This is a genomic window from Corynebacterium sp. TUM25015, from assembly GCF_056393505.1.
Genome location: NZ_CM150783.1, coordinates 783,352 through 806,015 on the forward strand (window position 1 = coordinate 783,352; position 22,664 = coordinate 806,015).

14 protein-coding genes are annotated in these 22,664 nt (G+C 60.3%); 13 read left to right on the top strand and 1 reads right to left on the bottom strand.

The annotated features are described in order from the left end of the window. The first annotated feature begins 2 nt into the window (after positions 1–2). Together AC06DS_RS03600 and glf are read left to right on the top strand one after the other, a co-directional pair. Positions 3–458, top strand: coding sequence for a TIGR02611 family protein (locus AC06DS_RS03600; RefSeq protein ID WP_293790451.1), 456 nt, complete (start codon positions 3–5; stop codon positions 456–458). Positions 459–538: 80 nt separating this feature from the next. Beyond that, the gene (glf, locus tag AC06DS_RS03605; protein ID WP_477101015.1) at positions 539–1,756 is read left to right on the top strand and encodes a UDP-galactopyranose mutase; all 1,218 of its coding nucleotides are present in this window, start codon (positions 539–541) and stop codon (positions 1,754–1,756) included. 15 nt (positions 1,757–1,771) lie between these two features. On the opposite strand, the gene AC06DS_RS03610 is transcribed toward glf, so the two are convergent. Further along, positions 1,772–2,953 (bottom strand): AAA family ATPase, encoded by a 1,182-nt coding sequence (locus AC06DS_RS03610; RefSeq protein ID WP_477101016.1) that lies wholly within the window; start codon positions 2,951–2,953, stop codon positions 1,772–1,774. Positions 2,954–3,062: 109 nt separating this feature from the next. Here AC06DS_RS03610 and AC06DS_RS03615 point away from each other — a divergent pair, with 109 nt between their 5' ends. The 11 genes from AC06DS_RS03615 to pks13 all read left to right on the top strand — a co-directional run bounded on the left by AC06DS_RS03615 (position 3,063) and on the right by pks13 (position 22,601). Further along, positions 3,063–4,001 (top strand): EamA family transporter, encoded by a 939-nt coding sequence (locus AC06DS_RS03615; protein WP_477101017.1) that lies wholly within the window; start codon positions 3,063–3,065, stop codon positions 3,999–4,001. A gap of 194 nt (positions 4,002–4,195) precedes the next feature. After that, positions 4,196–5,662 carry an ATP-binding protein gene (locus AC06DS_RS03620; protein ID WP_477101018.1) on the top strand — a complete coding sequence of 489 codons (1,467 nt, stop codon included), beginning with the start codon at positions 4,196–4,198 and terminating at the stop codon, positions 5,660–5,662. Positions 5,663–5,910: 248 nt separating this feature from the next. Further along, positions 5,911–7,980: a glycosyltransferase gene (locus AC06DS_RS03625; RefSeq protein WP_477101019.1), complete on the top strand. Its 2,070-nt coding sequence runs from the start codon at positions 5,911–5,913 to the stop codon at positions 7,978–7,980. A gap of 69 nt (positions 7,981–8,049) precedes the next feature. Then, positions 8,050–8,652, top strand: coding sequence for a phosphatase PAP2 family protein (locus AC06DS_RS03630; protein ID WP_477101020.1), 603 nt, complete (start codon positions 8,050–8,052; stop codon positions 8,650–8,652). After that, complete coding sequence (locus tag AC06DS_RS03635; protein WP_448306835.1) at positions 8,649–9,677, top strand: decaprenyl-phosphate phosphoribosyltransferase; 1,029 nt, start codon at positions 8,649–8,651, stop codon at positions 9,675–9,677. The genes AC06DS_RS03630 and AC06DS_RS03635 overlap by 4 nt, the downstream gene beginning before the upstream one ends. A gap of 303 nt (positions 9,678–9,980) precedes the next feature. Then, positions 9,981–10,994, top strand: coding sequence for an alpha/beta hydrolase (locus AC06DS_RS03640; RefSeq protein ID WP_293790481.1), 1,014 nt, complete (start codon positions 9,981–9,983; stop codon positions 10,992–10,994). Positions 10,995–11,688: 694 nt separating this feature from the next. Continuing rightward, entirely contained in the window at positions 11,689–13,674 is a 1,986-nt protein-coding gene (locus AC06DS_RS03645) for an alpha/beta hydrolase-fold protein (protein ID WP_477101021.1), read from the top strand. Positions 13,675–13,676: 2 nt separating this feature from the next. Beyond that, positions 13,677–14,273: a hypothetical protein gene (locus AC06DS_RS03650; protein ID WP_477101022.1), complete on the top strand. Its 597-nt coding sequence runs from the start codon at positions 13,677–13,679 to the stop codon at positions 14,271–14,273. A gap of 47 nt (positions 14,274–14,320) precedes the next feature. Beyond that, positions 14,321–15,256, top strand: a complete 936-nt coding sequence (locus AC06DS_RS03655) for a cutinase family protein (RefSeq protein ID WP_477101023.1) — start codon at positions 14,321–14,323, stop codon at positions 15,254–15,256. Between the two features lie 250 nt (positions 15,257–15,506). Further along, complete coding sequence (locus tag AC06DS_RS03660) at positions 15,507–17,402, top strand: FadD32-like long-chain-fatty-acid--AMP ligase (RefSeq protein WP_477101024.1); 1,896 nt, start codon at positions 15,507–15,509, stop codon at positions 17,400–17,402. A gap of 111 nt (positions 17,403–17,513) precedes the next feature. Then, positions 17,514–22,601 carry a polyketide synthase Pks13 gene (gene pks13 / locus AC06DS_RS03665; RefSeq protein WP_477101025.1) on the top strand — a complete coding sequence of 1,696 codons (5,088 nt, stop codon included), beginning with the start codon at positions 17,514–17,516 and terminating at the stop codon, positions 22,599–22,601. Positions 22,602–22,664 lie beyond the last annotated feature (63 nt).

Consider the following 22,664-nt stretch of genomic DNA (forward strand, 5'->3'; position numbering starts at 1 on the left):
CCATGTCGAAGCTGAGCGAAAACGTCCGTCGGAAAGTTTCCGAACTGCAGGTACATCACGAGGGGCTGAAAAAGCGCAGCTATGGTTTCCTAGTTCGTCCGCTGACCCTCCTAGCGGGCTGGCTATTTGTGGTCGTCGGCATCCTCATCATTCCTACGCCCGGGCCGGGGTGGTTTCTACTTTTCTTCGGCATCGGGGTGCTCTCCTTCGAACTGACCTGGCCTAACCGGCTGCTGGACTATGGACTACGGAAATACGACAGCGCCGAGGAGTATTGGAAGCGCCAAGGCAAGGGGATGAAAGCCCTGATTCTAGTGATCTTCTTGCTGGGCTGCGCCGTGGTGTTCACCGGCATCTTCTGGATCATGTGGAACACCGGAATGCTTAGCTTGGCGGAACCCTGGTTGGCGGACTGGGTGAATACGCTTCCCGACTGGGCCGGGTTTAAAAACCGCTAGCTTGAGGCCTTTAGCCGGGCGGCACACCGAGGTGGCGTCGTGCCCAAACAACCACGAGTGAGCGCGGTACCCTGGCAGACATGACTGAGCAGACACACAGCGGACAGAACTACGACCTCATCGTTGTCGGCAGCGGCTTCTTCGGCCTCACCGTGGCCGAGCGCGCGGCAACCCAGGCCGGCAAGAACGTGCTGGTGGTGGAGAAGCGAGCCCACATCGGCGGCAATGCATACTCCGAGGCCGAGCCGGAAACGGGCATCGAGGTCCACAAGTACGGTGCGCACCTGTTCCACACCTCCAACAAGCGCGTGTGGGATTACGTCAATCAATTCACCGATTTCACCGACTATCAGCACCGCGTGTTTGCCATGCACAAGGGCACGGCCTACCAGTTCCCGATGGGGCTGGGTCTAATCAACCAGTTCTTCGGCAAGTACTACAGCCCGGATGAGGCACGCCAGCTGATTAAGGACCAGACCGACGGGCTGGATCCAGCAGAGGCGAAGAACCTGGAGGAAAAGGGAATTTCCCTGATCGGTCGCCCGCTGTACGAGGCTTTTGTGCGCGATTACACCGCCAAGCAGTGGCAGACCGACCCGAAGGACCTGCCCGCTTCCAACATCTCCCGCCTGCCGGTGCGCTACACCTTCAACAACCGCTACTTCAACGACACCTACGAGGGCCTGCCGGTGGAAGGCTACACCGCGTGGCTGGAGAACATGGCAGCCGACGAGAAGATCGAGGTGCGCCTGGATACCGACTGGTTCGAGATCCGCGATGAGATCCGCGCAGCCAACCCGGACGCGCCCGTGGTGTACACCGGCCCGCTGGACCGCTACTTCGACTACGCCGAAGGCCACCTGGGCTGGCGCACCCTCGACTTCGAGACCGAGGTGCTGAACACCGGTGATTTCCAGGGCACCCCGGTGATGAACTACAACGATGCCGAGTTCCCCTACACCCGCATCCACGAGTTCCGCCACTTCCACCCGGAGCGGGGCGACAAGTACCCGAATGACAAGACGGTCATCATGAAGGAGTTCTCCCGCTTCGCGGAGGAGGGCGACGAGCCGTACTACCCGATCAACACTCCGGAGGACCGCGAGAAGCTGGAGGCCTACCGCAAGCTGGCCGCTGAGGAAGCCGCACAGAACAAGGTGCTGTTCGGCGGCCGCCTGGGAACCTACCAGTACCTGGACATGCACATGGCCATCGGCGCTGCGCTGTCGATGTACGACAACAAGCTGGCGCCGTACTTCAACGATGGCCAGGCGATCGAGCAGGAGCGCGGGCACTAGGTGCCGGTTTGGAGGTTACTCCGGCCAGATGGAGAACTGCTCCATTGCATCGGTCGCGTGGTGGGAGCGTAGATACTCGCGCATATATGGCAGCTCGTAATCGACGAACCCGTGGGCTGTTGGGCGGATCATCTCTGCATCAATGAGGCGTTTGCGGTAGTTTCCTGCGTACTGCGCATCTACGCCCATTCGAGTCGCGATGTCCGACATGCGAGAGGGGCCATCGTCGGTCGACATTGCGATGAGAAAAGTCCGGTCGACCTCAGAGAGATCCGCAATCGAAGGCTCGTGCACGAGCTGTCCGAGCTTTCTCCGGGCGGCACCAACTCCGCGAGATACTGCTTCTTCGTCGATCGCGTTGCCGGTGTAGTTACGGAAAGCGTGTTGCCCAACTAGCTGAATCATGAAGGGGTAGCCACCGGTCGCCTTGGTTGCGTTGTCGAGTGCTTGAAGGGTCCACGAGACCCCGACTTGTTCGGTGGTCTTTTCAAGCGCTGTGCGTACTTCTTCAATCGGCACCATTCCGGTTTCAATTTTATTCGCGCGACGCAAGAAGGTCACAGGGTTACGACCTTCGTCAGCGGCAAGAAGTGGTTTTACAGCACCAGGAATGCCAGCCATCGCAATCGCAATCTCCCGGTCTTCGCGGACGAGATGTTGAATGGTTGTCCCGAACTCAATGATTTCGTCCATGTGGGCGTAGTGCAGCTCATCCAGGGTGATAAGTAGGCCGACTGGTTCTTGGTTGAGTCGGGTGTCAAGCTCAGCCTGTCGGTCGAAAAGCTCTTCGAGTACCGACCTCAACGTCGGTGTGGGCGTAAAGGAGGGAATAGCTTCGGTCTCGAAGCCGAGGTAAGAGAGATTGATGCCGGACAGGCGACGTGTGGGCTCGTCGGAAAGATCCTGAAGGAGGTTGAAGGCACGGTCACAAATGCGGTCGTTGAAACCACGAGTCGTGGTTTCGGAGATGACGTGCCATGAGTGCGTCTTCGCGACCGCTTCGAATTCATTTAACAAAACAGTCTTGCCGATACCCCTAGGGCCGGTAATGATGGAGATACGTTCATGGCTTCCGGGGCCATCCTGGATGGCGGCATCGAAGTCGTGGAGGTATTCACTGCGTCCCGCAAGCACCAGCGGCGTCTTCCCGACTGTTGCCGTGAAGGGGTTCTTAGGTCGAGCTGGAGTGGGCGGCATCTTGCCTCCTTACTATCTCTTACTATCTTTACTATTTTTACTATCTTTACTATTTTGTTGCTAGATCTCGATTGCCTCAACTAGAGGAAGCTGCACTAATATTGCACGAGTGCCGCGTGAGAAAACCCAAACAAAGGAAAGCCAGCAAGAGCCATCGCCGCGGCGAGTGAGCAAGTTCCTCACCCTGCCAGTGGCACCGGTCCTCCTGGTTCTCATCGGCTCGATCGGCACCCAAACCGCGGCGGTACTGGTCACAGACATGCTTTCAACGGTCGGCGCGCCGGGCGTATCGGGCCTGCGTATGACCGCCGCCGCCATCATCATGGTGGTCATCTTCCGCCCGAAGCTGTCTGGCATGACGCGCACCCGCGCCCTCAACATCGTGGTCTACGGCATCGCCATTGGCATGATGAACATGATGGTTTATGCAGCCATCGCTCGGCTGCCCCAAGGCGTCGCCGTCACTATCGACTTCCTTGGCCCCTGCGTCGTGTCTTTTCTGGGGTTGACCATGTGGCGCTCCCGCCTGTGGGCCATCGCCGCTTTCGTGGGCGTTGCTCTGATCGCGCAGCCCTCCAATGACCTGGATATCGTCGGTATTGGATTCGGCGCTGTCGGTGCGGTTTTCTTCGGCGCATACACGCTGTTTGCAGCCCGTGTTGGCAAGACCGAGGGTGGTGGCATGGCGGATTTGGCGCTGTCTGTGGTTGTCGCGGCACTTGTGCTCGCGCCGTTCTCTGTCCCGGCGGTGCCGCATGTTGACGGCTCGATGTGGGGCATCATCGTCATCTCTGGTTTCATCGGCGCCGTTGTTCCCTATGTAGTGGATACGATCGCTGCTGGAATTGTCTCGGCGGCGGTTGTCGGCACGCTCTTCGCGCTGGATCCTGTGATCGGAGCAATCCTGGGCTGGGCTTTTTCCGGAGACCAGCTCACTTGGTCCATGGTGATGGGCATCGTCCTGATCGCGACAGCCGGCGCGGTTATTACCTGGCGCGGAGCCCAGGAATCTCAGGATCTGACGCCGCCCCTTTATGCACAGAACTGAAACAAAGTCATTCTGCCTCCGCAGGATCTGTTCACAGCTTCACCAATGTGAAACAGTGCAGGCTTCTTGCGGCGAGTTCTGTCATTCTTGCACTGAATGAGAAGAGAAGCATAACACCTAGCTTCCCACCTAACATCCCACAGTGTTATGTTAGGTGTGAAGATGAGTGGGAAGTTGATTTAGGTGGAGCCACCATGGACGAAGGTTCTTTGAAGGAAATCGTCGCGAATCTACGCCTGGTAGGTTCAGACACTCAAGCTGTTGAGGTTAAGGGCAACGTCGGCAAGAGTATTCGTGAAACTCTGAGTGCCTTTGCTAATGCTGGTGGCGGTCTCATCATTGTCGGGCTTGACGAAAATGCTGGATTTGTTCCAGTAGACAAATTCGATGCTCTCAAAGCGCAGGATGCGCTAGAGACGCGCTGCAGGCAAGTGACGCCACCAGTGCGACCGCAAATATCGGTGCTTCCTTTTGAAGGAGGCCGTATCGTCGCGGCGGAACTGGAGGAATTCAGCCCCTTCGACAAACCTTGCTACGTAACGGATCAAGGCCGATACGGAGGAAGCTACATTCGTACGGGGGAGGGGGATACCAAGCTTTCAAATTACGAAATCGACAAGCTTCTCGAAGAGCATACCCAGCAAAAATGGGACGAAAGGCCAGTTCCCGAGGCCACTGTAGAGGATCTAGATCCAGAGGTGCTCGGAGAATATCTGCAGGTGCAGCAGCGGCAGCGCCCCAAGACTTTCAAAGAAGGTCGTGAAGTAGCGCTAAGAAGGCTCAGAATCACCAAGGATGGGAGTGCTACCTTGGCTGCCTTGTTGGTCATGGGGGACTACCCTCAAGAGTTCTTCCCACGCTTGACTGTTACATTTGCGCTCTTTCCAGGGGCAAGTAAAGGTAGCGTAACCACTGGTTTGAGGCTTCTCGACAGTGCAAGGCTGACGGGGACTATCCCCGAACTTGTTGACGCCGGTGTCGATATAGTCAAGCGGAATATGCGCACTGGGGCCATGATTAGTGAAAAGTTTCGGACCGATCTTCCTGACTATCCGCCAATTGCCGTACGTGAGGCTTTAGTGAACGCGCTGATGCACCGAGATTACTCGCCATCAGCTCAAGGGAGTCAGGTGCAGATCAATATGTTTATAGATCGGCTAGAGATTACAAGTCCAGGCGGCCTATATGGTGGTGTAACGGTTCGTCATTTGGGGGAACCCGGGGTTAGCTCCACTCGTAATCAACGGATTTCAAGTTTCTTGGAGGAAGTGTCCCTGCCGGGTGAAGGGAATCAGGCGGGGCACGTGGCGGAAAATCGTGGTACGGGTATCGCAACGATTAATCAGTCCTTGGAAGACGCTCTTATGCCAAAACCTGAGTACATTAATCGGCTTGGTAGTTTCACAATAATATTCCACCGTCGGCGGGTTGCTACCCAGGAGAGGTATACAACGGCGCGGGACCATGTTCTGGCAATTCTAAAAGAAGGGTCCTCTTCTTCGACTAGCGAAATTGTAGGGAAAACCCAGTTGAGCCGGACAGCTGTTCAAAAAGCAGTCAATGCTCTGATTGGTGAAGGTTTGGTAGAGCGCACGGAACCTGCGCGGAGCCCGAAGCAGCGTTATCGAATGCTCGAAGATCGGAAGAACCCTGGTAGATAGTGGAAAAGAGTGGAAAACTGCAGCTAGATGAGGGTGCAGCGACAGCATAACACCTAGCTTCCCGCTTAACATCCCACAGTGTTATGTTAGGTGTGAAGTTATCAGCTGCTAAGCGTGCGCTCCTCGGCTAAGAGTCCAACTTGGGCTGAACTGGGGCTGTGTCGCGCAAGCCCTTGCGCCCGGCTTTCATGGATAATCGGATATATTCCAATGTCTTTAATTCCTATGCGGAGGTCTGTGTTCAGCGTATGAACGCTCAGCCAGTGAAAGCCCAGTCCGATTCTCAGTTCGACGCCACCCGCTTGGCGCGCATCCTGCTGCCGAAGCGTGGCGAGCCCCGCAATGTGCGCTCGCTGTACATCGTGGAGAACGAGGCCACCACCCCTGGCCGCGTCAACGCCGTTTCCCGTACCGAGGCAATTCTTCCCGCAGGCAGTGAGATTTCTTTCGAGACCTACTTCAACGCCTTCCCCGCCTCCTACTGGCGCCGCTGGTCCCAGCTGGACGAGGTCAAGCTTCGTATCGAAATCACCGGTGAGGCACGCGTAGACCTGTACCGCTCCAAGTACGACGGTTCCCGCATTGGTATCGAGGGAGCCCAGATCGAAACCGACGAAAACGGCCACGGTATCGCTGAGTTCACCATCTCCCTGGCTCCGTTCGAAGACGGCGGCTGGATTTGGTTCGACCTGACCTGTGAGAAGGAAACCCGCCTGCACTCAGCAGGTTGGTTCGCCACCGTCGAGGCCGGCGAGCAGACCTTCGAGGGCGAAACGCTGCCGGTCACCGAGCCAAGCGTCACCATCGGCATCCCGACCTTCAACCGTCCGACGGACGCTGTGGCTGCGCTGCACGCGCTGGCTTCCGACCCGGAGGTTGACGGTCGCATCGAGGCCATCATCATGCCCGACCAGGGCGACAAGCACCCCGCCGACGAGCCGGACTTCGACGAGGTTGCGGAGCACTTCGGCGACCGTCTGCGCATTGTCAGCCAGGGCAACCTCGGCGGCTCCGGTGGCTACTCCCGCATCATGTACGAGGCTCGCCACCCCGAGCGCGGCACCACCAGCCCGTACATCCTGTACATGGACGACGACATCGCCATCGAGCCCGATAGCGTATTGCGTGCCCTGGCGGCCGCTCGCTACGCGAAGTCTCCGATGCTGATCGGCGGCCAGATGCTGGACCTCCAGGAGCGCAGCTACCTGCACAGCATGGGCGAGGTCGTCCACCGCGACGTATTTATGTGGGGTGCCGCACCGCACACCCACTACACTCACGATTTTTACCGCCACCCGCTCCGCGACCTGGGCGATGGCACTGCCCACAATGCGGCAGGTCAGCCCATCGCGCCTGTGGCCCGGGACGTGATCAACAAGGGCTACGGCACCCCAAACAATGCGGAGAATTCCAAGGATCTGCACCGCCGCATTGACGTTGATTACAACGGCTGGTGGATGTGCCTGATCCCGCGCTTTGTCGCTGATCGTATTGGCCAGCCCCTGCCGCTCTTTATCAAGTGGGATGACGCCGAGTACGGCCTGCGCGCAAAGGACGCTGGCTTCCCCACGGCCTCCTGGCCGGGCATTGCAATTTGGCACATGGCCTGGGCAAACAAGGACGATGCTATCGACTGGCAGGCTTATTTCCACATCCGCAATCGCCTGATCGTGGCAGCTATGCAGCTGGAGGGCTCCCCGCGTGGCCTGCTGACTTCCCTGGCCAAGGCTGCAGCCAAGCACCTGCTGTGCCTGGAATACTCCACCGTCGCCCTGCATATTGAGGCGATGAAGGACTTCCTGGCCGGCCCGGATCAGCTTTTCGACATTCTGGATACCTCCCTGCCGCGCATCGCGAAGCTGCGCAAGAACTACTCCGATGCGGTGGTCGTCCCTTCCGCCACGGAGCTGCCCCCAGCAACGGGCGGCCCGGCGGACCTGACGCGCATTCCGCTGAGCAAGAAGGCGAAAATCGTCACGCTCGCCAAGGGGCTGTTGAACAACGCCAAGCCTGCCGATGCCCGTCACCACCACGCACCGCAGGTGAACCTCCCCCCTGTCGAGGCTCGTTGGTTCAGCCTTTCCCGCATCGACGGCGCGACCGTGACCACTGCTGATGGCAAGGGCGTGTTCTACCGCAAGCGTGACCGCGGTCAGATGTTGGCACTGGTCAAGGAGTTTGCGCGCCTGGAAAAGCAGGTTTATGACCGCTTTGACGAACTGCGCAATGCTTATCGTGCGGCCCACCCGTACCTGACCAGCCAAGAGGGCTGGGCGCAGATCTTCGAGCCCGAGCCCGCTGCCACCGAGCAAGCCTAGGCAGGCCCGACCAACCCAAACTCGAATAACCCAACCCCCGCGACAAAAGCTAAGGACATCGCAAAGACAATGAGCTCCACACGCGTAAGCGGCGACCCACTGGGCGAATCCGAACTCCTGGTTGCGCTGCAGAAGCAGCTGACTGATAAGCCGGGAGTTCTCCCAGTCGCTCGGGGGATGAGCCATTTCGGCGAGCACGCCCTCGGCTGGATGGGCACCGCTGCCCTAGGGTACAGCCTGGCCACTGTCCGAAACAAGCCCGCCGATGGCCCGGAACGCCGCGGCTGGCTGACCATGGGTGTCAGCGCCTTTATCGCCCATGCGGCAAGCGTGGTGCTCAAGCGCATCGTCCGCCGTCCACGCCCGCATGATCCGCGGATTAAGATCGGCGTCGGAACACCCTCGAAGTTGAGCTTCCCCTCGTCGCACGCGACCAGCTCCACCGCGGCCCTCGTGGCCTTTGCCCAGTCGGCGAACAACCACACAGGGGCGCTAGCCCTGGTTGGTATCCCAGCGATGGCGCTGTCCCGCATGGTGTTGGGCGTACACTATCCCTCTGACGTAGCTCTCGGAAGTTGCATCGGTGCTGCCACGGCCATTGCCGTGCGCAGGGTTGTCGATGGGGGACGTGGGGGCGTCACAAAGAAGAACAGTGAGGAGAAAAGCCAGTGAGCGAACAGCGTAGCGAAGGCCGACCAGAGCCGCTGATCGGCGCGGAGCCGCACACGTCCGGGCTGGAAGATCCGAACCAGGCGACCAGCACCGCCACCGACACGAAGAAGTTGCGCCCGCCGCGCAATCTGCCGGAGGCGATGATTAAAGCTCTGCGCCCGAAGCAGTGGGTGAAGAATGTCCTGGTGATCGCGGCTCCTGCAGCTGCCGGTGGCGACATGCTCTTCCACACCCGCGTTCTGCTGGATGTGCTGATCGCCTTTGTGGCTTTCTGCCTGGCGGCCAGCTCCATCTACCTGATCAACGATGCCCGCGACGTGGAGGCAGACCGCGCGCACCCGACCAAGCGCTTCCGCCCGATTGCAGCAGGCGTGCTGCCGGTGGGGCTGGCGTATGCGATGTCAGTGGTGCTGATCATCGCGGCGATCGGCGGCTCGCTGCTGGCCTCGTCGGGTACGAACCTGGCGATCGTGGTGGCTGTGTATATTGCGCTGCAGCTGGGTTATTGCTTCGGCTGGAAGCACCAGCCGGTGATCGATATTGCGCTGGTGAGCTCCGGATTTATGCTGCGCGCGATGGCCGGTGGCGTGGCGGCGGCGATTCTGTTGTCGCAGTGGTTCCTGCTGGTCGCGGCGTTTGGTTCCCTGTTCATGGCTGCAGGTAAGCGCTATGCGGAGCTGAAGCTTTCTCTGCGTTCGGGCGCGAAGATCCGCAAGTCGCTGGAGAGCTACACCCCGACCTACCTGCGCTTTGTCTGGACTTTGGCCGCCACCGCAGTGGTGCTGAGCTACGCGCTATGGGGCTTTGGTCTGGCGCAGACGGTGGAGTCTGGCGTGGCGGCTGTGTGGTACCAGGTCTCGATGGTGCCGTTTACGATCGCGATTCTGCGCTACGCGGCTGATGTTGACCGCGGTGAGGGTGGCGCCCCGGATGAGATCGCTCTGGAGGATCGCACTCTGCAGCTGCTGGCACTGGCATGGCTGTTCTGCGTGGCGATGGCGGTGTACATCGTGCCGCTGTTCTAGGTACTTCTTTAGGTTTTTTGACGCCGACTTGTCCGCCGCGGGCAGTCGGCGTTTAACACATTCAGGGGTAAAATTCGGTGACATCCTGCGGCAGATGTGCTCTGTGTGACTCAGGAGCATGGGGGAGAAGGGGGAGAAAAAGAGATTCGGAAGATGTAGCGCTTTGGGGGCGGGAATCGATTATTACTTTGAGGGAGAACGTAAAGATTTGGTAACGTACACCCATCTTAGGTTTCGGGGTCGCCCTCTGGCTCCGTGATTTTTTCGTTTCAAGACTGTTGTTTCGCGACTGTTTAGGACTACATGAACACGACTATGAAGACTAAGGGTCTGGGAGCCAAGCTCACCGCCTTCCTGGTTGCAGTTGCCACTGCGCTGGGTATGGCAGTGGTCACGGCTCCTTCGGCTGCAGCTGATAACCGTGGCTACCTGCGTCCGGGCTGCCACTGGAGCAAGCACAAGTACTACCTGCAGAACTGCTGGGTTTACTCCCCGGCAATGGGCCAGAAGATCCAGGTGCAGATCAAGCCTGCTTCCCGTGGTGGTAGCGCTGGCGTCTACATGCTGGATGGTCTGCGCGCACGCCAGGACTACAACGCATGGGTTTGGTCCGGTAATGCTGTAAAGAAGTTCGTCAACGACAACGTGACCCTGGTTATGCCGGTCGGTGGTCAGGCGCAGTTCTACACGGACTGGATGGGGCCGTACCGCGGCACTGGTGGTCCGAAGAAGCCGCGTTGGGAGACCTTCCTGACTCGCGAGCTGCCGGGCTACCTGCAGCGCAACTTCGGCGTGAGCCCGACCCGCAACTCCATTGTTGGTCTGTCCATGGGCGGTACCGCTGCGATGAACCTGGCGGCATGGCACCGTAATCAGTTCAAGCAGGCTACCTCCCTGTCTGGTTACCTGAACCCGACTTGGCCGGGTATGTACGCCGGAATCCAGTACGCAATGAATGATGCTGCTAAGGGTGCCAACATCTGGGACATGTGGGGCAGCCCGGTTGATCCGCGCCGTTTCCGCAATGACCCGACGGTTCAGGCTGGTCGTTTCAGCGGTATGCCGCTGTACCTGGCTGCTTCCGGTGGTGTGCCGTCTCGTGGCGAGAAGTTCCTGGAGAACCCGCGGGGCGTTGCAGCGGGCATCGGCTTGGAGTGGATGGCACGTACGTCCACTGCGAAGTTTGAGATGGCTGCCCGTGCAGTTGGCGCACGCCCGGTCGTGAGCTACCCAATGACCGGCCTGCACGCATGGCCTTACTGGGATGCGGAGCTGTCCAAGGCTCGCCCGCACATCCTGCGCGCACTGGGTGCATAGCCTGGAGTTACCTACAGGCGCTATTTAAAGCCGCCGCCTGAGGTGCTGACCTTTAAGGTCAGGTGCCTTTGGGGGTGGCTTTTTTGTATGCCTGGGTTTGTATGTATGGGTGGGGTGTTGAGCGGGGTAAAAGGGGGAATATCGCTAGAACGGGAAAGTGCCACGCCTGCACAGTGTGTATGCGATTGGCTCAACGTGCTGACCTGCGGTTTTATGGTGGTGAAAATGATTGGCTGTAACAGATTCCCGCTTTAACGACATTCGGGTGCGGCGGATGCGTGGTGGCGTCAAAAGAAAGAATCACAAGAGCCACATGAGCAACAATGGCAACATGCTAGGCTAACCCTAAAGTAAAACTTTAAATGTTCCGCGTGTTGTCCATGTGAAAACGCTTTTGCTTGCCATAATTGCTCACGTGCTAGCAGCGAAACTGTGGGTGCCAGCTACAAATCAAAAAGTAGAACCCCCACAGATCGCGATAGACGAAAACGTGAATAGAGAATGGCCACAAAAGCGATCGGTGAAGTCGAAGCAGGAGGGGAACCTGCTCCGGCCGCACTCGCTGAAAACAGCACTTCAAACCTCACACGGCTAATCACGGCCAACACAGGCTAGAAGTAGCGCTGAAGCGCGCCCGACCTAGCCAGACCACAATTCAACACACTCAGAAGAAGCAACAGAAAGAATAAAGACTATGCGCCTTGCAGCGAACCTCTCCCGTCGCACTCGCTCCGCCAGCAGCAAGACCGGTAGCAAGAACAGCAGCATCCTTGGCCGTAAGAGTACGGCCCTCCTGGCTCTGCCGCTTTCCGTTGCACTGGCAATGCCACTGATGCCATCCGTTACTGCTCAGAGCCCGCTTGGCGGCTCGATGGGCCCGGGCTCCGGCACGAGCTACCTGGACCCGGACAGCATTCCGAAGCGTACGCCGCGCCAGGTCACCGAGCAGAACCTGCAGGGCCTGCCGGAAGGCGTCAGTGTGGATCGCGTCGAGTGGATCACTGAGCGCTGGGCCAATGTCTATATCAATTCCGCCGCAATGCCGGGCAAGCCGATCAAGGTACAGATTCTGCTGGCTCGCGACTGGTACTCCCAGCCAGACCGTAAGTTCCCGACCGTTTGGGCTCTGGACGGCCTGCGCGCCCGAGAGGACGAGTCCGGCTGGACCCTGTCCACCAACATCGCCTCCCAGTACGCCGACCGTAACGTCAACGTGGTCCTGCCCGTCGGCGGCGAGTCCTCCTTCTACACCGACTGGCAGGAGCCGGATAATGGCAAGCACTACAAGTGGGAGACCTTCCTGACCAAGGAGCTGCCCGCTGTGCTGCGCGAGGGTTGGCGTGCCAACGAAGACCGCGCGATCACTGGCCTTTCCATGGGCGGCACCGCCGCAATGAACCTGGCTGAGCGCTTCCCGAAGATGTGGAAGTTCGTAGGTTCCTTCTCTGGCTACCTGGACACGACCTCCTATGGCATGCCGGAAGCTATCGCCTACGCCACTAAGGACGGCAACGGCTACGACGCAAGGAAGATGTGGGGCGATTACGGCTCACAGGACTGGATCGACCACGACCCGAAGCTGGGTGTGGACGCTCTAAAGGACATGACCGTTTATGTCTCTGCGGGTAACGGCAACGCGGGTAAGTATGACAAGCCGGGCTCCATCCCCGGCCTGCCCGCCAACATGGCAGGCTTCGGCCTGGAGGCAATGTCCCGCATGACCACCGAGACTTTCGTGAAGCGTGCCAAGAAGGCCGGCATCAAGCCGATCACTGCTTTCCGCCCCTCGGGTACTCACGACTGGCCGTACTGGCAGTACGAGATGATTCAGGCATGGCCGCACATCGCGGACGCTCTGGGCATTCCGGAAGCTGACCGAGGTGCAAGGTGCAAGGTCGGCGGTGCTATTGCGGAGAACATTAAGAAGGTCCCGAACATGGGTGCCTGCATCTCCAACGAGTACGACGCTAAGGATGGCGGCAAGGTACAGGACTTCCGCGGTGGCCGCGCCTACTGGTCCCCGAAGACCGGTGCCCACTTCGTATGGGGCCGCATCGGCGCCCGCTACGCTTCCATGAACGGCCCGGAGTCCTGGCTGGGCTACCCGACCTCCGAGGAACACGTCATCGCTGGTGGCCGCGGCCGCTTCACCTCCTTCGAGAACGGCGCGATCTACTGGACCGCAGAGACCGGCGCCTTCGCAGTACCGAAGGACTTCATCGACGAGTGGGGCAAGACCAAGTGGGAGAACGGCCCGCTGGGCTTCCCGATCGCAGACGTTGAGAAGGTCGGCGACAGCTACATGCAGAAGTTCCAGAACGGCGTCATCGTTCGCAACAAGGACAACAAGACCAACTACGTCCAGGGCAAGATCGCTGAGAAGTACCTGCAGCTGGGCGGCGTGACCTCCAAGCTGGGCAACCCGACCAGTGGCGAACTGGCCATCAAGGGCGGTCGCTTCACTCAGTTCGAGCACGGCAACATCTACTGGTCCCCGACCACCGGCGCGCACGTGATCTACTACGGAAACGTGTTCGACGAGTGGGGTAAGAACGGCTGGGAGCAGGGCAAGCTCGGCTACCCGACCAGCGACCACGAGGACATCCCGGCGGGCGGAACCCAGATCAAGTTCCAGCACGGCGAGATCCGCGAAGTCAACGGACGCGTTGAGGTGCGCTAACTGTGGGCGTCACAAAGAATAGGAAGGCAACTGCAATCGCCGGTGCTGCATGCGCGGCGCTGCTGTCGCTCAGCACTTTGACGGCCTGCGGTGGTGATGAGACGGTCGATAACTCAGCTGACTCGACAACGGTACCTTCGGTGACGGAGTCCACCTCGGAGACTGCAAAGTCTGGAGAGTCTGATGAGTCGGACAAGTCAGACAAGTCTAAGGACGATGATTCTGACTCTTCGGACAGTAGCGACGCCCCGTCGTCCGCTGCTGAGGGCGGTGGCGCACCGGCACATGATGGCGCCGTTGATGAGGTAGATGAAATCCCGTCTGGCACGCAGCGCAGCGATAAAGACAAGGACTTCCTGAAGCGCTTGAAGGACGGCGGTGTCGACCTGGCAAAGGCTGATGATGCAGCAGACATCGGTGGCCTGGAGGACCAGGTTATTGCCGCTGGTCACGCGCACTGCACCGCGGAAGGCGGCGGCAAGGAGGACGTCTACACTCCGCTAGCTGCAGGCCAATTGCAGACTAATGGCGTGATCGACGGAGACCCGAAGAAGGCCGAAGACGCAATCCGCGAGGCTGCGAAATCAGCGTATTGTTAATGGTCACTTGTATCCCATTAACCGACTTGCCTTACAACTAGGAAGTTATGAAAAAGGTCTTAACGATCCTTGCTGCTCTGGTCGTCCTTGCGCTCATTGTCGTGGGCGTGGGGAATTGGCTGCTTACAAATGACGGCTCCGGCGGTCCTAAGCCGGGGAAGCCGACGCCGCCGCCTAGCTCGGAGGCGCAGAACCCGCCCGGTTGCGTGGATGTCGAAGTACTGGCTGCGCCGGGTACTTGGGAGTCGTCGCCCAATGACGACCCGTTGGCGCCTCACTCACATCCGCGGTCGCTGCTGCTGAACGTCACCCGCCCGCTGGCTGATGAGTTCGACCCCAGCAAGGTGAAGGTATGGACTCTGCCTTACACTGCCCAGTTCCGCAATATGAATGCGCAGGGTGAGAAGAGCTATGACGATTCGCGCAATGAAGGCTTCGGCCGGATGAGGGAGGAGCTGCGCGCAACTCATAAGGCCTGCCCAGCAACGTCCTTTGTGCTTGTCGGCTTTAGCCAGGGTGCTGTGATCGCTGGTGATTTGGCGGGAGAGATCGGCAATGGGCGTGGCTCGGTTCCGGCCAATTCTGTTTTGGGTGTATCGCTGATCGCTGATGGTCGCCAGGAGCTCGACAAGGGCAACCTTGTGGGTGCGAAGGGGATTCGCGGGACGGGTGCGGAGATCGCACTGAACCCGGTAAGCGGTCTTATCCAGGGGATCGTCCCCGGGGCGACGATGCGCGGCCCGCGGCCGGATGGCTTTGGCGAACTCAACGATCGAGTGAACAACTACTGTGCCCCTGCCGATCTTATTTGTGACGCCCCAGCGAATCTGGGCAACGCTATCGTCCGAGCCAAGGATTTGGTGGCCGCCAACGCGGTGCACGCTGAGTATGCGACGAATGGAAAGGTCGTGGAGGGGCAGACCGTGCCGCAGCATATCGTGGGTTGGGCTCGCGGCCTGATTAACGAGCGGCTGGGGAAGTAGCTCGGCACCCCGCGACTGTGGTGCCTTGGTCGCGTTAGCGCTTGCTGGCGTTTCGGTGCGGGGGCAACCGTGACACGGCAGTTCGAATTTGCAGGGTAACGATCCTGCCTGCCGGTACGATGTGTTTTACAAGTAAAACTAAATGCTTATTGCGTTAGAGCTATGCGACTAGCGAGAAACTAGTTAAAGCAAGCGGACAACAAGCGAACGACAAGCGGACAGCAAGTAGATAACAAGTAGAGGAGACCACGTGGATATCACTGCAGCAATGGGGCAGTTTTATGACGAGCAGGGCAACATCAACGTCCCTGATCAGATGACCCTTTCCGGCATGTGCGAGATGCTGTACACCATGGCGCAGATGGACGGTACAGCAGAAAACGTGTTGATCCGCTACTGGGACTTCTCCGAATCGCGCGAGGGCAAGGTGCATGAGATTACCCGCGCGCAGGTCAATACTCGCATCAAGGCTGTGTGCGTACGCCTGCAGCAGATCGCCAAGCCCGGCGACCGTGTGGCCATTTTGGCGAATAACTCCCCTGAGTACATGTACGCCTTCCTTGGCGCCATGTACGCCCGCATGGTGCCGGTTCCGCTCTACGATCCGAACGAGCCGGGTCACACCGGTCACCTGACAGCTGTGCTGGGTTCCTCTGAGCCGACCGTTGTACTGACGAACAAGCGCTCCGCCACGGCAGTGCGCAAGCACTTTGCCTCCATTCCCGCCACCGAACGCCCGCGCGTGCTGACGATTGACGCCCTGCCGGATGCACTGGCGGAAGACTGGGTCAACCCGATGGCCGCCATCATGGCGGATCCGTCACTGGCTCCAAAGTCCAGTGAAGAAGCCTTCTTGCAGTACACCTCCGGCTCCACCCGTACCCCGGCGGGCGTGGTGCTTACGCACAAGTCGATCGTCACTAATGTGTTGCAGATCTTTAAAGCCGTGAACCTGAAGTCCCCGCTACGTCTGGTGACCTGGCTACCGTTACACCATGACATGGGCGTGATCCTGTCTGCGTTCGTCATCATCCTGGGGCTGCCCTTTGATCTGATGTCCCCACGCGACTTCATCCAAGATCCGGCCCGCTGGGTTCGTCAGCTTAACCGGAAAAGCGAGGACGAGAACGTCTACACCGTCGTTCCCAACTTCGCGTTGGAGCTGGCAGTGCGCTATGCCGACCCGGCAAAGGTCGCCGACTTGGGTGAAGTCGACCTGTCCACCATCGATGGCATCATCAATGGCTCGGAACCAGTGCACCACAGCTCCGTACAGAAATTCCTGGATACCTTCGCCCCTTATGGGCTCAAGAGGGAAGCAATGCGCCCGTCCTATGGACTGGCCGAGGCAACCCTGATCGTCACCACCCCACAGACCGATGAGCGTCCGCTGACGAAGTGGTTCAAGCGCGATGAGTTGTCCGCGGGCACGGTAGTGGAGGGCTCGGAGGACGACACAGACAGCCTCTCCCTAGTTTCCCTCGGCCAGGTGTGCGAACCGCAGGCAATCGCCATTGTGGATCCGGAGTCGGGCAAGGAACTTGCCGATGGCCAGGTGGGCGAGATCTGGGTACACGGCGACAACATGGCCGCGGGTTATCTGAACCGTCCTGAGGAGACCGAGGAGACTTTCCGCAACCACCTGCCTATGGCCAACCGGCTGGAGTCCGGTAGCCGTGCAGCCGATGTCCCGGAGGACAAGTGGATGCGCACTGGCGACCTGGCCGTCATTGTGGACGGGCACCTATTTATCACTGGTCGCCTGAAAGACCTCATCATCGTCGCTGGTCGTAACCACTACCCCCAGGACATCGAGGCCACCGCAGACGAGGCGACGGAGCAGACCGCCCCGGCCGTCATCGCCGCTTTTGCCGTGCAGGCCGGGGACGCTGGAACGGTGGGCGCAGGTGCCGACGGGGAATCCGTTGAGGGGCTAGTCATCATCGCCGAGCGCGACCCGGAGGCCACGGAGGCGGACGACGCGGAGGCTATTGAGGCTATGCGCGCTGCCGTCACTGCCACCCACGGCGTGCAGCCCTCGGATGTGCGCATCATCGCGCCGGGCGCTTTGCCGCGTTCCTCCGCCAACAAGATCGCCCGCCGCGTGGCAGCGAAGGCGTATCTGGAGGGCACGCTGGACGCTTAATCCATAAAGCGACTTCGGCGCGTTAAAATATGGCGCTACGTTAGGACTCACTCACGACCCACACTAAGCCTTATCGAAGGCATTAGGTACGAAAGGAATCGGCGACTTTCCATGGCAGACAACCAGCAGGACGCCCCCTCGGCGGACCAGCACTCTCGCCCCGCAACGATCCAACAGATGCGGGACTGGTTACGCACCTGGGTCGCGGATACCACTGGTCTGGACGCCACGGAGATCGCCGATGAGCGTTCAATGCAGGATTTCGGCTTATCCTCTCGCGATGTCGTCGTCCTCTCCGGTGACCTTGAGCGCCTGCTTGGCGCCCACCTAGACGCCACGATTGCCTACGAGTTCAACACCATCGCCGCACTGGCAGAGCACCTGATGAATGGTCGCGGTACTGGTGCGGTTGTGGGTAGCGACGCCGCAGGCTCCGTAACCGGTGCTTCCGCCGCAGGCGGGCCATTGCCGCTTGGCCAGCGCGATATTGCCGTGGTTGGCATGGCTGGCCGCTACCCCGGCGCCGAGAATGCGGATGAGATGTGGGAGATGTTCTCCAGCTACCGCTCCGGCGTGGGCGAACTGCCCGCCGGTCGCTGGTCGGAGTATTCCCGTGATCCGGAAATGACGCGCCGCATGGAGCAAGCACAGCTGACCGGTGGCTATATCGAAGATATTGCCTCCTTCGACGCGGAATTCTTCGGCCTGTCTCCATTGGAGGCTGCGAATATGGATCCGCAGCAGCGCATGATCCTACAGCTGACGTGGGAGGCATTGGAAGATGCACATATCCCTGCCAACCAGCTGCGCGGTAAGCAGGTCGGCGTGTTCATGGGTAACACCAATAACGACTACGGCATGTTGATCTCCGCCGACCCGGCGGAGGCGCACCCTTATGCCCTGACGGGTAATTCCAGTTCCATCATCGCTAACCGCGTGTCCTATGCCTTCGATTTCCGGGGGCCTTCCGTGGCAATGGATACGGCCTGCTCGTCGTCGCTAGTAGCAATTCACCAGGCGGTGCGCTCCTTACGCGATGGTGAGTCTGATGTTGCTGTAGCGGGTGGCGTCAACCTCCTATGCAGTCCCTTTGCAACGGTGGCGTTTTCCGAGCTTGGAGTGCTCAGCCCGACGGGTGGTATTCGTGCGTTCAGTGATGACGCGGACGGGATTGTGCGTTCCGACGGCGCTGGTGTGGTCGTGCTGAAGCGACTGGAGGATGCGCGCCGCGATGGCGATGACGTGCTGGCTGTGATTAAGGGCTCGGCGGTGAACTCCGATGGACGTTCCAACGGCCTGACCGCCCCGAACCCGGATGCACAGGTCGACGTGCTGCGCAGTGCATACGCCGATGCACGGATCGCCCCGCAGTCCGTGGACTATGTGGAAGCCCACGGCACCGGAACGATCCTGGGCGACCCGATTGAAGCAACTGCGTTGGGTACCGTTTTGGGGCGCGAACGCGACATTGCTGAACCTCTGCTGCTGGGAAGTGCGAAGACGAACTTCGGACACACGGAGGCTGCCGCGGGTGTCGCGGGCGTAATGAAGGTCGTGATGGCAATGCGCGAGGGTGTGCTGCCGCCGAGCCTGAACTACACGGGGCCAAACCCCTATATTGACTTTGACCGCGAGCACTTGGAAGTCGTGGAGGATCCGCGCGAATGGCCAGAGTATTCCGGCCGCGCCGTTGCAGGCGTGTCCGGTTTTGGCTTCGGCGGTACAAATGCGCACGTCGTGATCGCCGCACCGGACCTAGAAGAGGAAGCGGCGGCGGGCGTGGGCAGCACCGCGGGCACCGTCGGCGTTGCTCCGATCGGTCTAGACCATGCAGACGCAGCGGGTGAGGCCCCGCGCGTTCTGCTGCCTGTGAGTGGTTTGCTGCCTTCCCGACGCCGCGAAGCCGCCGCAGCGCTGGCCGAGTACCTGGAGCAGAACCAGGAATCCTTTGCCGAGCCAGAGCAGCTTCGTGGGGTGGCCATGGCGCTGGCAGGCCACAATCATGGCCGCTCTCGTGGCGTGGTTTCCGCAGCGACGGTCGGGGAGGCCATCGCCGGGCTACAGCGCATCGCTGCAGGTAAGCAGAACGCGACGGCTAAGACAGCTGACTCTCCGTCGGCCAACGGCCCGGTGTGGGTGTTCTCCGGCTTCGGTTCCCAGTTCCGCAAGATGGCCAAGGATTTGTACGAGCTATCTGAGTTCTTCGCCGCGCGCCTGGATGAGCTGGATAAGGTCGTGCTGGCCGAATCCGGCTGGTCTTTCACCGACATGGTGCTGGACGATGAACAGAACTACGACACTGAGCGCGCCCAGGTGGGCATCACCTGCGTCCAGATTGCGCTGAATGACCTAATGCGAGCGCTGGGCACGAAGCCCGCCGCTGTTGTCGGCCAGTCGATGGGTGAGATCGCAGCGGCCTACGCCGTGGGCGGAATCACCGCCGAAGAGGCCGTACGAACCGCTTGCCACCGTGCCCGCCTTATGGGCGAGGGCGAGCGCCTCCTCCCAGAGGACAAGCAGGGCGCCATGGCGGTTGTCGAGTTCGGAGTAGAGGAGCTAGCCACCTTTACCGCCGAACACCCGGAATACTCCCAGGTAGAGCCTGCTGTGTACACCGCGCCGGGCATGACCACCGTCGGTGGGCCCGCCGAGCCGGTGCAGAAGCTCGTCGAATACCTGGAAGGCGAGGGCAAGTTTGCCCGCCTGCTGAAGGTAAAGGGCGCGGGGCATACCTCGATGCTGGATCCGATCCTGGGCGAGCTGCACTACGAGATCAGCGACCTGGATCCGCAGCCCATCCACACGCCTCTGTACTCCACCGTGGATCGTGGCCGTGTGTACACCCCGGGCGAGGTCGTTCACGACGCCGAGTACTTCCTGCGCTGCACGCGCCAGCCGGTCTGGTTCTCTGAGGCAACCGGTAAGCAGTTCGACGATGGTTATCGCACCTTTATCGAGTTCTCCCCGAACCCGGTGGCGCTAATGCCTTTGATGAATAACTCCTTCGCCCACAACGCCAGCGATTCCAAGCTATTGTTCCTGCTCAAGCGCAAGGAGCCAGTGTCCCAGACCTTGCTATCCACCCTCGCGGAGCTTTATGTGCAAGGCGCGGATCTCAACCTGAAGGCCCTGGCCGCTGGGTCCCGTACCCCGCAGGATCTGGCGACGGTTAAGGCCGGTGCGCGTAGCCCGCTGCCGAAGGTGCCGGGTACGCAATGGAACCTGCAGCGCCACTGGACCAGCGCCCGCCCCTCCTCCGGGCCCGCTGTGGACTTGCCGGGCACCCGCGTGAACCTGCCCGACGGTCGTGTGGTCTTCAGCGTGCCCGCCGAGGACGTGCCCAGCATTGCGCTGCTGGCCGAGGCCGCGGCTGAGGCGCTGACCGGTGGCGATGCAGGACAGGCCACCGTAGCCGCCACCCGCGACCACGCCCCGTTGCCGACTGCCGGCCAGCTCACGACCATCGCCTCCGGTTCGTTGGGCGGTTGGTCGCTGTCGATCTATGCTGCCGATGCGCCCGGTGCGCAGGCAATGCCGCTGGTTGCGGAGGTATTCATCGCCACTCTTGGTGGTGTAGCTGAGGGTATTGGAATGGACGCCACCAAGGCGCCAGGAACCGCCGATTCCGGCGAGGCGCCGGCAGCTCCCGCAGCCCAGGCACTGGCAAAGGAGAGCGCAGGCAACACACTCCCGGAGGTCGATGAGACTGCGGATCGCTGGGATCCGAATTCCGGCGAGTCCGCCGGTGATCGCCTGCGCGCGATTGTCTCCGAATCCATGGGTTATGACATTGAGGACCTGCCTGGTGAGCTGCCGTTGATCGATCTGGGGCTCGATTCCCTGATGGGCATGCGTATTAAGAACCGCGTGGAATACGATTTCGATCTGCCTCCACTGCAGGTTCAGGCACTGCGCGATGGTTCGGTGGACGACGTGATTGCGCTTGTAGAGCAGATGATCGCGGAACGTCACTCGGGTGAGGATGCTGCTGCCGGTACTGCTGACAAGGCTGCCGGCGGAGAAGGTGGCGTCGCCAATAACAATGGTGAAGACAGCGACGGCAGAGACAACGACAGTGACGCAGCGACCGATTACACCGCGACGGGCGGTGGCGTAGCGCCGCGCGACGCCAGCGAGCGACTTGTCTTCGCTACCTGGGCAAAGGTAACCGGCAAGGCTGCTCCGGGCGTGACTAGTGAGCTACCGAGTATCGACGAGGAACAGGCTCGTGGCATCGCGGAACGTCTTTCCGAGCGTTCGGGTGCAAAGGTCAGCGCGGAAGATGTACTGGCCGCCGACACTTTGGAACCGCTGAGTGAGAAGGTGCGCAGCAGCCTGGAAAGCGAAGTCGAGGGCAATATCCGTGTCCTGCGTGCACGCCCTGAGGGCAGTACTCGACCTGCGGTGTTCCTGTTCCACCCGGCAGGCGGATCCTCTGTTGTGTATGCGCCCCTGATGCGCCGCCTGCCGGAGGACGTTCCGGTGTACGGCGTGGAGCGTCTGGAAGGCGAGCTGGCTGATCGTGCGGCCTCCTACCTGGAGGAGATCATCGAGCTAGCCGACGGCCAGCCGGTCGTGTTGGGCGGTTGGAGCTTCGGTGGTGCCCTGGCTTATGAAGTCGCTCACCAGTTAGGTAAGCGTGCTGCCGCGGGGGAGCCGAGCGTGGAGATCCAGCGGATTGTGCTGCTGGATACCGTGCAGCCAAAGAACCCCGCTCCGGATACTAAGGAAGAAATGCACGCGCGGTGGGATCGCTATGCGGCCTTTGCCCAAAAGACGTATGGTCTGCCGTTAGAGGTTCCGCACGAACTGCTGGATCAGCAGGGCGAGGGCGTGATGATGCAACTCTTCCAGCAGTTCCTGGCATCGCCGGAAGCGAAGGGTATGGGGTTGCCCGCGGGCGTTCTTGAGCACCAGCGCGCCAGCTTCGTGGATAATCGCATCCTGGAATCCCTGGACTTCGGTGCATGGGCCGACGTGAAAGCGCCGGTCACGCTGTTCCGCGCGGAGCGGATGCACGACGGTGCGATCGAGCTCGAGCCAGCGTACGTCGAGATTGCCGCAGACGGTGGCTGGGGCGCGATCGTCGAGGACCTGGAGATCATTCAGCTGCGTGGCGACCACCTAGCTATTGTGGACGAGCCAGAGATCTCTAAAGTGGGACGCGTGATCGCCACACATATTGAGGACGGCGCTTAGTCGGTCCAGCGCCGACCTAGAGCTGAAACGCAGACGGCGAATAACGAGATAGCTCCTTTAGAG

Excerpts from the sequence above, each read along its gene's own strand:
- AC06DS_RS03640 (WP_293790481.1), top strand. The coding sequence starts at position 9,981 with ATGAACACGACTATGAAGACTAAGGGTCTGGGAGCCAAGCTCACCGCC.
- glf (WP_477101015.1), top strand. The coding sequence starts at position 539 with ATGACTGAGCAGACACACAGCGGACAGAACTACGACCTCATCGTTGTC.
- AC06DS_RS03610 (WP_477101016.1), bottom strand. The coding sequence starts at position 2,953 with ATGCCGCCCACTCCAGCTCGACCTAAGAACCCCTTCACGGCAACAGTC.
- AC06DS_RS03630 (WP_477101020.1), top strand. The coding sequence starts at position 8,050 with ATGAGCTCCACACGCGTAAGCGGCGACCCACTGGGCGAATCCGAACTC.
- AC06DS_RS03620 (WP_477101018.1), top strand. The coding sequence starts at position 4,196 with ATGGACGAAGGTTCTTTGAAGGAAATCGTCGCGAATCTACGCCTGGTA.
- AC06DS_RS03655 (WP_477101023.1), top strand. The coding sequence starts at position 14,321 with ATGAAAAAGGTCTTAACGATCCTTGCTGCTCTGGTCGTCCTTGCGCTC.
- pks13 (WP_477101025.1), top strand. The coding sequence starts at position 17,514 with ATGGCAGACAACCAGCAGGACGCCCCCTCGGCGGACCAGCACTCTCGC.
- AC06DS_RS03645 (WP_477101021.1), top strand. The coding sequence starts at position 11,689 with ATGCGCCTTGCAGCGAACCTCTCCCGTCGCACTCGCTCCGCCAGCAGC.
- AC06DS_RS03625 (WP_477101019.1), top strand. The coding sequence starts at position 5,911 with ATGAACGCTCAGCCAGTGAAAGCCCAGTCCGATTCTCAGTTCGACGCC.
- AC06DS_RS03600 (WP_293790451.1), top strand. The coding sequence starts at position 3 with ATGTCGAAGCTGAGCGAAAACGTCCGTCGGAAAGTTTCCGAACTGCAG.